The organism is Prevotella ihumii (assembly GCF_900155655.1).
Classification (GTDB): Bacteria; Bacteroidota; Bacteroidia; order Bacteroidales; family Bacteroidaceae; genus Prevotella; species Prevotella ihumii.
On record NZ_LT706987.1, the window covers coordinates 1,061,022 to 1,074,796 of the forward strand.

General features: G+C 41.7%; 12 protein-coding genes and 2 pseudogenes. 9 read left to right on the forward strand and 5 right to left on the reverse strand.

Annotated features, from left to right (window positions below; all coding sequences use genetic code 11):
• Window positions 1–225: 225 nt before the first annotated feature.
• The gene (locus CZ367_RS05040) at window positions 226–828 is read left to right on the forward strand and encodes a hypothetical protein (protein ID WP_144005938.1); all 603 of its coding nucleotides are present in this window, start codon (window positions 226–228) and stop codon (window positions 826–828) included.
• A 54-nt stretch (window positions 829–882) separates the two neighbouring features.
• Here the strand turns inward: CZ367_RS05040 and CZ367_RS05045 are convergent, their stop codons facing one another.
• The gene (locus CZ367_RS05045; RefSeq protein ID WP_077195884.1) at window positions 883–2,109 is read right to left on the reverse strand and encodes a transposase; all 1,227 of its coding nucleotides are present in this window, start codon (window positions 2,107–2,109) and stop codon (window positions 883–885) included.
• 132 nt (window positions 2,110–2,241) lie between these two features.
• Here CZ367_RS05045 and CZ367_RS05050 point away from each other — a divergent pair, with 132 nt between their 5' ends.
• A complete protein-coding gene (locus CZ367_RS05050) occupies window positions 2,242–2,910 on the forward strand; it encodes a hypothetical protein (RefSeq protein ID WP_025064809.1) in 669 nt (222 codons plus the stop codon).
• Between the two features lie 319 nt (window positions 2,911–3,229).
• Here CZ367_RS05050 and CZ367_RS05055 read toward each other — a convergent pair whose 3' ends face one another.
• Together CZ367_RS05055 and CZ367_RS05060 are read right to left on the reverse strand one after the other, a co-directional pair.
• The gene (locus CZ367_RS05055) at window positions 3,230–3,517 is read right to left on the reverse strand and encodes a helix-turn-helix domain-containing protein (protein ID WP_021670380.1); all 288 of its coding nucleotides are present in this window, start codon (window positions 3,515–3,517) and stop codon (window positions 3,230–3,232) included.
• A gap of 12 nt (window positions 3,518–3,529) precedes the next feature.
• Window positions 3,530–3,830 (reverse strand): annotated as a pseudogene (locus CZ367_RS05060) (helix-turn-helix domain-containing protein).
• Between the two features lie 35 nt (window positions 3,831–3,865).
• On the opposite strand from CZ367_RS05060, the gene CZ367_RS15825 reads away from it, so the two are divergent.
• The 6 genes and pseudogenes from CZ367_RS15825 (at window position 3,866) to CZ367_RS05090 (ending at window position 9,214) form a co-directional block, all read left to right on the forward strand.
• On the forward strand, window positions 3,866–4,276 hold the full coding sequence (locus CZ367_RS15825) for a hypothetical protein (protein WP_115367875.1): 411 nt from the start codon (window positions 3,866–3,868) through the stop codon (window positions 4,274–4,276).
• Between the two features lie 145 nt (window positions 4,277–4,421).
• Window positions 4,422–5,725: pseudogene (locus tag CZ367_RS05070) on the forward strand (VapE domain-containing protein).
• 182 nt (window positions 5,726–5,907) lie between these two features.
• The gene (locus tag CZ367_RS05075; RefSeq protein WP_025064556.1) at window positions 5,908–6,912 is read left to right on the forward strand and encodes a toprim domain-containing protein; all 1,005 of its coding nucleotides are present in this window, start codon (window positions 5,908–5,910) and stop codon (window positions 6,910–6,912) included.
• Between the two features lie 4 nt (window positions 6,913–6,916).
• Window positions 6,917–7,375: a DUF3408 domain-containing protein gene (locus CZ367_RS05080; RefSeq protein WP_025064555.1), complete on the forward strand. Its 459-nt coding sequence runs from the start codon at window positions 6,917–6,919 to the stop codon at window positions 7,373–7,375.
• A gap of 362 nt (window positions 7,376–7,737) precedes the next feature.
• Window positions 7,738–8,163, forward strand: coding sequence for a plasmid mobilization protein (locus CZ367_RS05085; protein WP_025064554.1), 426 nt, complete (start codon window positions 7,738–7,740; stop codon window positions 8,161–8,163).
• Window positions 8,153–9,214 (forward strand): relaxase/mobilization nuclease domain-containing protein, encoded by a 1,062-nt coding sequence (locus CZ367_RS05090; RefSeq protein WP_077195886.1) that lies wholly within the window; start codon window positions 8,153–8,155, stop codon window positions 9,212–9,214. Before CZ367_RS05085 ends, CZ367_RS05090 begins: the two co-directional genes overlap by 11 nt.
• A 455-nt stretch (window positions 9,215–9,669) precedes the next feature.
• On the opposite strand, the gene CZ367_RS05100 is transcribed toward CZ367_RS05090, so the two are convergent.
• Both CZ367_RS05100 and CZ367_RS05105 read right to left on the reverse strand, forming a co-directional pair.
• Window positions 9,670–10,353 carry a hypothetical protein gene (locus CZ367_RS05100; protein WP_077195888.1) on the reverse strand — a complete coding sequence of 228 codons (684 nt, stop codon included), beginning with the start codon at window positions 10,351–10,353 and terminating at the stop codon, window positions 9,670–9,672.
• A gap of 19 nt (window positions 10,354–10,372) precedes the next feature.
• Window positions 10,373–10,783: a hypothetical protein gene (locus CZ367_RS05105; RefSeq protein ID WP_077195889.1), complete on the reverse strand. Its 411-nt coding sequence runs from the start codon at window positions 10,781–10,783 to the stop codon at window positions 10,373–10,375.
• A gap of 119 nt (window positions 10,784–10,902) precedes the next feature.
• Between CZ367_RS05105 and uvrA the strand changes: the two genes are divergently transcribed.
• Complete coding sequence (gene uvrA / locus CZ367_RS05110; protein WP_077195890.1) at window positions 10,903–13,749, forward strand: excinuclease ABC subunit UvrA; 2,847 nt, start codon at window positions 10,903–10,905, stop codon at window positions 13,747–13,749.
• Window positions 13,750–13,775 lie beyond the last annotated feature (26 nt).

Genomic DNA, 13,775 nt, shown 5'->3' on the forward strand with positions numbered 1-13,775 from the left:
ACATTGTGGTTAAAAACCTCAAAATGACATTATTCGCTTGATTTTGTTTATATCTAATTCTGTAACTTGCTGATAATCAATGATAATTTATATGCCTTACCGCTGAATAGTTACACGTGCTGCTCTGCAGTTAAATTTTCAAAAAAAATGGAAAAATAATTGTTTGCTTTGTTTTTTATTGTTATCTTTGGCGCGAAATACAATTTTTGAGGAGGAATGATTTTTATGAAATATGTTTTTATTTCGATATTAACAATTCTTTTGGTTAGTTGTCAAGAAGAAGACGCTAATCATCTTTTGCGTTATTCCATGAAAGATGGAATGATTTTGTATACACAAGAAGATGTGTGTAATTATGAAAGCGCAAACTCTTTTTTAAATGCAGAGAGCAATTTTAGAAAAAAGCCCGAAGATGTCGTAATAAATCAAGACTCTAAGAAAGATTCGACATATGGATATGACGAAATATTGTCAGTTTCTTGGGAAAGAGCAAAATTTGGGAAATGGATAGAAAAATATAATTTGGACAAAAAAAAGACATATTTTGTGCAAACCATTAAAGTTATTAAACTTATTCCGTCTTCTGGTGAATATGCTCTAACAGAAGGTTTCTATAATGATTATAATAAAGATTCTATTGGAGTAAATCTAAATACAGGGAAGAGGGGATTCATTGTTTCTTCTAGCAACACAAATGGTAGATATGAAGCGTATACTATTATGAAAAAGATTGGATATGATGATAATGGAAACAGTGTCGGTTTTTACTATCCAATTAAACCATCAAATATTAAATGGAAATATTTTAAAATCAAAACAATATGGTGATGAAAAAACTTTTCTTATTATCAATCAATAGTTCGTTAAAATTTGAGATAATTGCTACGCAGCTTTCCTCTGCCAGCCAAAGAGTTCTTTGATAGTATGACTAATTAACTTTCGGTTCGGTATGCTCCGACACCTGTCGAAAATTAATTTTGCAATGTATGTGCTCGCTATGAGCTCCTTGAAAGAAGCCATGGAATACGGTAGCCCGTTTTCCTTCATCATCACCTTTGCCACATTCTGTGATGCGAATGATGCGTTGTAGGAGAAGTCCAACTGATTCTTGTGCCTTGCCTGGCAATGCGCGAGTCCGGTATACTGCTTGGCATCGCGGAAGCAAAACTCGATTTGGAATCTTGAGCGGTATGTGCGCAACACTTCCTCACCTGATATGGCTGTCTTTGTAGAGAAGAAAAGTTTGTGCTTGCCGTTCGGCATCACCCAAATGACAAGACGCACTTTCTGCTTCAGTGCCTTTGAATAGGCGATGAGTGTGTAAGCTGTGCCTTCAAGTCCTTCGATATGCATCTTCGCCATACGCGTGAGGTCGAGTTTCTTGTAATTGATTTTCCCGTCAAGTGTTTTGGGACGCCCGGGCTTATTGGAACGAGGTCCCGTGTACACATAGTATAGGCTCGCCGTATCCCTGAAACGGCTGACAAGATGAAAGCCTTGCTCCTTGATTCCCTCCACAAACGGACGGATAGAGAAGAAAGCATCAGCGACAACAATATCGGTGACCTTCAACAATTCTTTCCTGTAGCGTTTGATGACGGCAATGTAATGCTGCACAAGAGTCATGCTACGCAGTTTCAACTCTCTTGTAGAAGGGGTTTGATGGGCACGAAGCATCATACAGTTGTTGGCGTAGACATCGACAAGGGCAAGTCCCATAATTTCAATGCCGTGTTTCATGGAACCTGCACAGCCGGACCAGAAAGTACCAACATGCGGAGTCTTCTTGCCTGACTTACTGATGTAGCTCGGATCTATGGCTATAGCCAGCAGTCCGTCCATGTTCAGATAACGCTGGGAAAGGTAGAGGTTGAACTTAACCCAGTTGATGCACTTAGCCCGGCTGCGGTTGAAATTCGTTCTGTAGGTCTGCTCGCAATGGGTGCCGTAACGCTCCATTTGAGTGAAATTTATCTTTCTTTGTATCGCCATGTACAATAAGAGTATTTCCAAGAGTAGATTCTCAAAAGTTTTGCCTAATTTTGCAGATGAGCTTTTGATGGCATCTCTGCAGATTTCTGTATATTGGTCGAGTGGTTCTGATGTCATTTGCTTTATGTTTTTGCTACTATAAAGTTACTGATAATCAGCCACTTGGCCAAATTTTATTAGTTATATTAAGTTAATTAACTCTCTCATTTTCAAACGATTACGTTGGAATTAACGAAGTATTGATCAATTATGGCTTTTGCCATATCAGTAACATCATGTACTAACGATTCACAAGACGAATTGGTTTCAAATGGTACTGCATTATCAAAGCGAACTGCAGAAGATGCAAATACAGTGATTACGGACAAAGGTGAGTTGATTCACCTTGAAGACACAACTGTATACACGGCTAAACTTTCTGACTTTATTTCAACTACTAATTCTGAGCCCGACGCTTGGAGTTCCAATCAAACACGAGCTTCAAACGATTCGTATCCCAAGAAAATAACGGTAAAAGGGTTTGATCGCAAAGAACAATTTGGTGGGTATAAAAAAATGATTTTTTCAGATGCAGAAAAATATGGTTTATACAAAGGCAGTATATATTTAGTATGCTTTTATAAGATATATAAAGACTTAGCCCAAAGTAACAATGAGAGTATTAAACCTAGAAACTATAACACAAACCCAGATGATGTTGCAATGGGATGGGCACCAGATGAATATGACAAAAACGGTAAATTAATAAAAGGCTTCACAAATACAACGAATAGTATAAATGGTTTTGTAACAGCATCAACCATCTTACGTTATGTGAAGTGTGACATAAGTGGGGCTTCTTATGATAGATTTATCCCTTATACTCCTCAAAATTTAGTTTGGCAGTATGTTTTAAACTATTCTGAGAGTTGGGATTAATTAGATATTTATGTAAGGATTAATGTATAAAAAATGATATTTGTATTTTTACGAATATCATTTTTTATACAACCTGTTTCGTAATAGTTTTATAAAATTAAAGTAATCGTCTGAATTAAGTCCTCATTCATAGTGTAAGCCTCGTACTCCTTTCCTTTATGCTCAAACACCACATTTAATTATCCACATATTATGTTTGCAGGAAGACTGTCAAGAGTCGTTGCATTTTAATTGCAGCTTTTATCGCCTCAAAACACTATAAATAAGACGACTTCGTTCGGATGTTACATACGGAGGATTCTCCTTGATTTATTTTCCATCACTTATAATTATCTTCCAACATCTTCTCCAAATCCGAAGCCTTGTAGAGAATCTTCCCTGCAAATTGTGTGTAGGGAATAATTCTCCTGTCCCGATAGTCTTGCAAGGTGCGAGGGCTGATATACAGCCGCTCGCATACTTCCTTACCCGTCAGGAAATGCTCACCGCCAAACAGCGGTTTGTGTGTCTGTGCCACTTCCTTTATCCGTCTGTTCACTCCCTCAACTGCGGAGAGCACCACCAGCATATCGTCCGCATCCATGTTCAAGTCTCTTACCTGTTCCATATTTCTCTTTCCTTATTTGTTATTTTTAAATTTGTCTTTTCGATTTATCCGATTTGGTTTGGAGCAATAGCTCCACATCCTCACGCCTGTAATAGCACTTATGCCCGATTTGCGAGAAAGGCAACACACCTGTATCCCGATGGTGCTGCAATGTGCGCTTGCTGATGTTAAGCAACTTGCATACATCACCGTTGTGCAGCCAATCGGTGTGCTTGCTTTGTTCCCCGAATACCTTGTGGCAGGTCTCGGCAAGACAGAGAATCTCATTCTTGAGCCTTGTCCAATTTGAATCCGTAATGATAAAATATCCCATAGTTTTATAATTGTTTTGTTTGTAATTCCGTCTTATTGGTATTGACAATACCTTTGCCTGTTCTGCGTTTCACCGCACGTTTATGCCTGCAAAAATATGATGAGTTTGTCATACTTCAAAGCAGCAGGGAACAGCAGGGAAATATCGGGAATTTCAAGGAAAAGCTAACGCATTTTATCGGCAGCCGTTTGCACCTTCTTACCCTGTTTTCTTCTTTCACCGTCCGTTGGGTACAAAGATACGGTGATGCATCTCCTATTCAATCGTTTTTCGCCCAAGTGGCAGCTTGTGGCACTCTTGGTGTAAACAAACGCTACCTTATTTCTGTGCTGATACTATTGTTTGCAATATCGGTGCAGAATACCGCATACATGCGCAAAAGGTACACTCCTGCCTCTGCCTTTTCTTGTTATTTTATCATCTTCTTTGACTTAGTTTTAGTTTAAATCAGTCTTTTCTCTCTCTATTTCCATAAAAATCCATGAGAAATTCATAGCCAATGAGTGCAACATTATGCAAGCACTCCCCGAATGCTTGGAACTTTCCCATTCTCTTCGTAACTTCACTCTTGGAAACCAAACCAAGCAGATAATGAAAAAGAATGCAGATAAAGGCAAATCGGAGGGCGAAAACAATATGCCCAAGCAAAGGAAGACTTCCTCAAAAAACGGTGAGATAGAAACCTATCTTTCCTCTCGCTATGAGTTCAGATACAACACGGTGTTGGGAAGAACTGAATACAGGGACAAGGACGATACTCACTTCTCAAAAGTGGGTCGCTATGAAATCAACACGCTCCGCAGGGAACTTGACAACGATGTGGGGATTATCACATCTTCCGACAACCTCTATTCCATCATCGAGAGCAGCTTCTCGCCACGCATCAACCCCATACAAGAGTATTTCAAAGCGTTGCCCTTGCTGGATATAGGCAGTAGTTGTAGTAACACTAACGAATACAATAGTTGCCGCAATGCTTCCTCCCTTTCACTGAAAGCCATTCCTGACTTGGCAAGTTGCGTAGTTGTTCGCAACTCTGACAAGTGGCTGCCGTACCTTACTAAATGGCTCGTAGCAGTGGTTGCCAATGCCATGGATAACCGTGAGTGCCGTAACCATACCTGTCTTGTACTAACAGGCGAGCAGGGCAAGTTCAAGACAACGTTCCTTGACTTGCTTTGTCCTCCTGCTTTGCATGGTTACAGCTACACGGGCAAGATATATCCGCAGGAGAAGGACACACTTACCTATATCGGGCAAAACCTCATCGTAAACATCGACGACCAACTTAAAGCCCTCAACAAGCGTGACGAGAACGAACTGAAAAACCTCATCACCTGCCCGATGGTCAAGTATCGTATGCCCTATGATAAATATGTGGAGGAACACCCCCACTTGGCAAGTTTCGTGGCATCGGTAAACGGCAACGACTTTCTTACAGACCCTACAGGAAGCAGACGCTTCCTGCCCTTTGAAGTGCTTTCCATAAATATTGAGAGAGCAAAAGCTATCTCGATGGACAATGTTTATGCGGAAGCCAAAGCCCTGTTAAAGTTAGGTTTTCGCTATTGGTTTGATGATGACGAGATTGCCGAACTATATAGAGAGAGTGAAGACTTTCAAGTACAAACTGCAGAGATGGAGCTTTTGTTGCGTTGTTTTAAAAGCCAACGGAGGATGAAAGTTATTCGTTAATGACCACTACGGAGATACTCACTTATTTGGGTATTTATACTCACCAATCACTTGTTGCCAAGCGTATGGGCGAAGCCTTGAAGAAAGCAGGATACATAAAGGTGAGCAAACGAAGAAACGGAGGTAGCCCCATCTATGTCTACAAAATTAGGAAAATCTTGCCCTGCCCGCTCCTTAAAACTTGTAGTAGCCAAATGTAGTAGAATGTGTAGTATTGTCTTATACTACAAAGTAACACTGATTATCAATCACTTATCACAAAATAGTATGTAGTAAGAAGAAAGATGAAAAAGTTTGGAGGGGGAAAACTTTGGAAACAGTAAAACCATAAAAACAGACAAATATAAATAATTATCATTCAACCCATTAAAGTATCAAAGCAATGAAAGAAGAAGATTTATCACGCATCAAGCAATACCCCATCGTGGAGTATCTTGAAAGGAAAGGCATCAAGCCTGTACGTAGGACACCTTCCTATGTGCTGTACCGCTCACCACTCAGAGAGGAAACGCATCCGAGTTTTAAGGTGGACACACAGAAGAACCTCTGGATAGACTATGCCGAAGGTAGGGGCGGAAGTATCATTGACCTCTGTATGCGTTTGGAGAGCTGCACGCTATCGGAAGCCATTTGCCGTTTGGAACAAAACGCTTCCGATAATATAACATATAGTTCTCGTAAAGACTTCGTGCCAAATAATTCCCAGCCTGTGATGGCTGTAAATGGAGCAAGGAGACTGATAGAAATATCAGACACCCTGCCACCACATTTGCAGGAATATCTTACGAAGGAACGCTGCATTGACATGGAAAAGGCTATACCTTTCCTCAAATGTATCAGCTATGAGGTAAGGAGCAGACTCTATCAAGCCATCGGCTATGCTAATCTCTCTGGCGGCTATGAGCTTCGTGACGACAAGACGTTCAAGGGAACGATAGCTCCGAAGGACATTACTCTGATATTTACGGACAAACAGACAAAACACGCAATAGACAAGCCACTGCCTGTATGCGTGTTTGAGGGCTTTATGGACTTCCTCTCCTTTCTTTCAATGAAAGAGGAGATAGCCAGCCACTGCCTTGTGATGAACTCCGTGAGCAATGTGGCAAGGACAGTTCGCTATCTGAACGATCAACACCTGCCCCATATCCTTGCCTTCCTTGACAATGATGAAGCAGGGCGAAGGGCTACTAACGATTTCATCAGAGCTGGTTTCAAGGTGGAGGATATGTCCCGATATTACAAGGACTTCAAAGACCTCAACGAGTTTCATGTCAGCCGTATGCGTAAACAGGAGCAGCAGAAAGTGCAGGAACGGATACGGATGTCGGTTAAAGAACAAAATCAAAACATGAAATCAAAACAAGTCAAACATAAAATGAGATAAAAACATAGAAAAGCAAAAAGTCAGTAACGAGGGAATGAAGAATACAATCCATTCCGACAAGCAGTATTTTGGACTAAATCAGATAGAAAATTCGTCTGAACATATCATTGCCGAACTTCGGGCAAGGAAAGCAAGACTTATTCAAGAGCCTAACGAACAGAACACAGAGAACACTACGCACTCTGAACCTGCGCAGCATACAGAGAACGCAACCGTTCAAAGGCGCATCAGTGCCAAGATGAGAAGGGAAACGCTCGAAGCCTACAAGCAAACCTACCTTGTCCCAACAAGACTGAGCAACCGAAAGGCGGTCTATCTGAGCCGAGAAACGCAGGAGCGTGCCGACTTCATCGTGCGCAGATTGGGCGACAGGGGCAGCAACCTTTCAAGTTTCGTGGAAAACATCGTGCGCCTCCATCTGGAGGAGTATGGTGAAGACATAGAGAAATGGAGGAGATTGTAAATCACAGGAAAAGGGTCGAGGACTTTTGGGAAAAGGGGCTATTATTCCACTCAAAACCCTCAACCCTTTTTTAGAGAACATAGCAACAGAAATTGGTCAAACATACTGAATGATGGGAACACCACGAACGCAGTTAAACACAGAATGCGCGGCATTTACTTTTCTGCAGCAAAACGCCTTGTGCGTAAACGTTTCGTTAGCTGATATTGCAAGACGTCAGTTTGTACCCACAAACTGCTCTTGCTCCCCTCGTCAGACTGTCGGGGAGATTAGACCGTAATCACTACGTTCTCATCGGTCAGCATTCAGAAATTAAGCAACAACAAATCATCTATAATGATTAACTCTTAAAGGAAACTTATATGAATAGATACAAAGGAAAAGCTGCCCGATGGCAGTCAAAGGATAAGGAAGAACAGCGGATGAACAAGACAGAGTTCATCAAGATAAGATGCACCTTAGAGGAGAAGCATCGTATCAAGTCAAAAGCGGAAAGTACAGGGCGGAAGTTCTCAGAGTACTGCCGTGAGATACTCCTTAACGGAGAAGTAACAGCTGTTCCCAAGATGACAGACAATGAGAGGGAAGCCATTGCCATTCTTCAACATACAGGAAGGTTCTACGGGCAGGTTTCCAATCTCATCAAGCTCAAGGACGAGGATTGGCTACATATCACCAAGAACCTTTCGCTATGTGCCAAAGAGGCATTTAAGCGGTTTTACGACCCGCATTTTCGTGTGGATGATGAGGTATATAAGGTCTTAAATCTAACAAGAAATGATAGGTAAATGCAAGGCGATAGCGCACGGAAGCACAGCTTTGGACTATATTTTCAGGGAAGGCAAACTCGGTAGTCGGCTTGCATTCCACAATCTTTGCAGCAGAGATCCAAAGACCATCTACGAGGAAATGAAAGTAGTCAGCGATTACAACAGCCGTTGCAGGAACAAGTTTCTCCGTATCGAAATCGGCATCGCACCGCAGGACGAGAAAAAACTGCCCGTGTCCGAACTGATGCGGATCGCCCATTTGTTTGCCAAGCTAATGGGACTTGACAACCATCAATGGGTGGCGGTAACGCACAAGGACACTGACAACACACACATTCACATCATTGCCAACCGCATCAGTCTGTACGGAGAAGTCTATGATACCACTTTTGTGAGCAACAGGGCAGCAAGGATGGCGGAGGAAATCAGTCGGGAGAAAGGCTTGACCATCGCAAAGGAGGTCAAGGCGAAAAAGCAGCATCAGGAGCCAAAAGCCAGTCCAATAAGAGAGCAGACAAAACAGCAAGTACAACAAATCTGCTATGCCCTGCTTGACAAGTACAAAGGTATAGGTATCACCAGGCATTCCATGTTCCTTTACGAGTTGAACAAGAACGGCATCACCATAGAGCGTATGAAGAACAAGCAGGGCAAGGTCTATGGCTTGAAGTTCTCATTTGGTGGACAATCGTTCAAGGCTTCCGAAATCGGCAGGGAGTTCGGCTACCATTCCTTGCAGAAGAACTTTGAAACAACCAACAAGGAAGAATCAAGGAAACCACATCTAACAGTACAAGAGCCAACAGACAAGAACAAATATCCCGATACAGGTTATCAACTCATACCTCCAAGCCGCTCCTCAATTTCACGAGACAATGACACACCACAAGTGCAGAATCCCATTGGTGCGGTGGCAGACACCATCGTTAGCGCAGCCGATGAAGTTGTGGAAGAGTTAGGCGATTTGATTACACCTACTACGCAAGGCAATGACTATGTCGAAGCTGCATGGCAGCGCAAACTCAGATACCAAGCTAACAGAAAGAAGAAACGTGGAAGGGGATTATAACTCACGCCTGAACAAAATGCAGAAAGAAGAATATCTCATTAAAAATGCTTGTTATTCGGTAACAAAGTATTATCTTTGCAAACGGAATAACAAGCGTTCTTTGTTAGGCAGAAAGCAGCGAAGCCAAGTAGCTCGCTCGTTTCCAAATCGTTACCTGTTTAGTTATACCAACAAGGTAACTTCTTTATTTTCAGATAGATATATTTTTATAATTATCTTGGAATGCAAAACATATATGTTTTACAAAGCATCTATAAACCTTTGATTATCAAGGATTTAAATTTTAGCAAAACAATCTTTTGATCTTTTCGCAGTTTGTTCTATTCTTCCCCTACCCCACAATGTTCTATTGGTTATTACAAACAAAAAAGAGCTTTAACAACCCATTTGGTTTATCAAAGCTCTCTTATTCTTTGTTTTTCCTATACCTTAATTTATAGGGTTGGGAGAGAATACTATCTACACCCCGTTTTTTCTACTTCTACCCCTTCGGTAGTCAGCATAACAACCTTTCCATCATATTTTGCTTCAAAATAAGGTGGTTCTTCACGCAGCGAAATGCTATCATACTTGAATGGTGTTACGAGTGTATCGTTGCCATCGGGCAATACTAAACCTAATTTGCCATCAAGTTGGGCTATGATAGGCATTGTGCGAAGGTCGTCCACATACACATAGCAAGTACGCAAAAACTCATATTTAGGCGAAAGAAGGGTGTTGCCGTGATAGTCGAGTATTCCAAACTTGCCGTCCTCTTCTATCACCTTATGATATTGTATATAGGTATCGCGCAATATATTGAGATAACGTACAATGCGGCGCTTATCATTGATTAGGGTCACAAGAAATTCGTACGTATCAGAGTAATTTGCCATTGCACGCGCCAAAACGAGCTTGAAATCTAACCCGTCTAACACTTTTCTATTCAAGTCAATGTAAAGTGCTATGGCTCTTTCCTTATCTTCTAAGGACATACTTTGTAGTGTTTCTTCAAATCGAAGCATGTGTTCCTTCGACCCTCTCATCGCTTTTATGTAGCGATGTATCTGTCGTTCCATTTCCTTACAAGCAAAATGGCGTATCTGAAGTTCTTCTATAGGGTCAGCATAATTGTTTATTATGTTTTGATAGTCGGTCATAAGCAGTCCTCCATTGTTTTTAATAAATCTTTTTCAATAAGTAGTTCAATCCGTTAAGTTGTTCTTCCCACATTATTATTTTATTCTCCACCTTTTTTACATCAAGGTTTTGGTTCAATTCATCCGAGTCGCGTTGCTGCTTTAACAATGTTATGTATTGCGTTACTAATTCTATTTTCTTTTGGATGGTCTTTTTCTTAGGGTAGCCATACTTATTTACTTCCAACTGATATTGGTCGGATACGGCATTAATAGCATCGCCCACCTGCTGATACCTTGCCAACCACTCCTGATACATAGGGCTTACGGTAAGGTTTTTTAGGTTAGACACATTCACAGGCGTTGCTTCTATCCGCTCTATAGTGCTTTGTGCAGCTGCCATCATCGAGAGTGACAGACAGGCTACTAATACTAAATATTTTGATTTCATATTATCCTCCTTTTATTTTGTTCATCTTATAATTGCAAATATAAATGAAATTACGGAAGATACCAAATCTTTTTTTGTAATTTTGTAGTTCTAATTCAAAAATAGGCATACCCGTACAGATGGATAATAGAAGAATAAAAGCAGACGAATATATAGAGGTAAAAGGAGCTAAGGTGAACAACTTAGCCAATATAGATGTGAAAATTCCTCGCAACAACTTTGTTGTCGTTGCCGGAGTATCGGGTTCGGGTAAGTCGTCGTTGGCTTTTGACACGCTTTACGCCGAAGGGCAACGCCGCTATGTGGAGAGTTTGTCGGCATACGCTCGCCAATTCTTAGGCAGAATGGCAAAACCTGAGGTAGATTTCATTAAGGGACTTCCCCCTGCTATTGCCATCGAACAGAAAGTTATCTCGCGCAATCCTCGTTCTACAGTGGGCACCTCAACCGAGATTTACGAATATATGCGCTTGCTCTTTGCACGCATAGGGCGCACATATAGTCCTAAAAGCGGTATGGAGGTGAAGCAACATACTGTAGAAGATGTGATAGAGAAGGCGCAAAGCTATTCTAAGGGAACAAAGTTTTGCGTACTTGCCCCACTCCACCTTAACGAGGGGCGTACCATTGCTACACAATTGGAGATGGAAGTGCAAGAGGGGTATGCTCGAATTTTTGTCAACGGCGAGATTGTACGAATAGAAGACTGGTTGGAAACGCATCGTGACGATAGCGAAACCAATGCTGAAGATATTTGTTTGGTAATCGACCGTATGTCGGTAGACGATGCTAAGGAAACCATCTCTCGTCTTACCGACTCTTGCGAAACGGCTTTCTATGAGGGCGATGGTGTACTGAAACTTGTCTTTATGCCATCTAATATCATCTACGAGTTTTCTACTCGCTTTGAGGCAGATGGCATTAAGTTTAAAGAACCTAACGACAATATGTTTTCATTCAATTCGCCTCTCGGTGCTTGTCCTACCTGTGAGGGTTTTGGACGTGTAATGGGCATTGACGAACGTTTGGTTATCCCTAATTCTTCGCTTTCGGTTTACGAGGGTTGTGTGCAGTGTTGGCACGGCGATAAGATGAAAACGTGGCAAGAAGATTTCTGCCGACGTGCAGCAAAGGACAATTTCCCCATATTCAAGCCCTACTTTGAACTTACCAAAAAAGAGAAGCAACAGTTGTGGCACGGCTTACCAAGCGAGGCGAAACAACCTTTATCAGAGCGCATTTGTATAGACTCGTTCTTCGCAATGGTAAAGGAGAACCAATACAAAATTCAGTATCGTGTGATGTTGAGCCGTTATCAGGGTAAAACAACTTGCCCTGACTGCCACGGAACACGATTGAAAAAAGAAGCTACGTGGGTTAAAATCAACGGAATGGCAATAACCGACTTGGTGGAAATGCCTATCGGAAAGCTGAAAGAGTGGTTTGACAATATAGAATTGACCGAACACGAACAAGGTGTAAGTCGCCGTTTGATGCTCGAAATTAATAATCGCTTACAATTCTTGCTTGATGTGGGATTGGGCTATCTTACACTCAATCGCCAATCCAACACATTGAGTGGTGGCGAAAGTCAACGCATCAATCTTACAACATCGTTAGGCTCGTCGCTTGTGGGGTCGCTCTATATTTTAGATGAACCAAGTATCGGACTTCATAGTCGTGATACCGACCGTCTTATCCACGTACTGAAAGAGTTGCAAGCCATAGGCAACACGGTTGTAGTGGTGGAACACGATGAAGAAATCATACGCACGGCAGACTATCTTGTCGATGTTGGACCTGATGCAGGCAGATTGGGCGGACGCATTGTGTACGATGGGAAAGTGCCTGAGATAAACGATAAGAACCGAAATGAGCTGATAGCTGCCCACCCCGAGTCGTACACCATAAAGTATTTGACAGGCAACGAAATCATAGAAGTACCTAAGAGTAGACGTTCGTGGAATAGGTCTATCCAACTGAAAGGTTGTCGAATGAACAATCTTAAAGGATTGGACGCTACTTTTCCGCTCAATGCGTTCACGGTAGTGACGGGTGTTAGCGGTAGTGGGAAGTCGTCGCTCGTTAAAGGAACTTTGTATCCTGCATTGAAAAGACGGCTTGACGAAGTGGCTGACATCCCTGGCGAGTATAGTTCAATGACAGGAGATGTTGACCAAATAAAGCACGTTGAGTTTGTGGATCAAAATCCTATAGGTAAGAGCACACGTTCTAATCCAGCTACATACGTGAAGGCATACGATGAAATTCGTAAACTTTTTGCCGACCAACCATTAGCAAAACAGTTGGGCTTTACACCTCAGTTCTTCTCATTTAATGTAGAAGGAGGACGTTGTGAGGAATGTAAGGGAGCAGGAGTTATCACCATAGAGATGCAGTTTATGGCAGACTTGCTTTTAGCGTGTGAAGAATGTCACGGCAAACGTTTCAAGCGTGAGGTGTTAGATGTGCAGTTTCAAGGAAAAAACATCAATGAGGTGTTGGATTTAACTGTATCTGAAGCCATACAATTCTTTGGTAAGCATAAGAAAAAGGCCATCGTTGACCGCTTAAAGCCTTTAGAAGATGTGGGATTGGGTTATATAAAATTAGGGCAAAGTTCGTCTACGCTTTCGGGTGGAGAGAACCAACGTGTGAAATTGGCTTACTTCATAGGACAAGAAAAGCAAGAGCCATCGCTCTTTATCTTTGACGAGCCTACCACAGGTTTGCATTTCCACGACATCAAACGTCTATTGAAAGCCTTCGATGCGTTGATAGCAAAAGGCCATTCGGTGCTTGTTATTGAGCACAATATGGACGTGATAAAATGTGCAGACTACATCTTAGACATTGGTCCTGAAGGAGGTGAAGAGGGCGGAAGATTGGCTGCTTGTGGCACTCCAGAAGAGATTACAAAAAACAAAGATAGCATTACAGGTAAGTTTCTTGCCGAAAAGTTATAAGACAACTCAATAGCTCTAAGAAACAA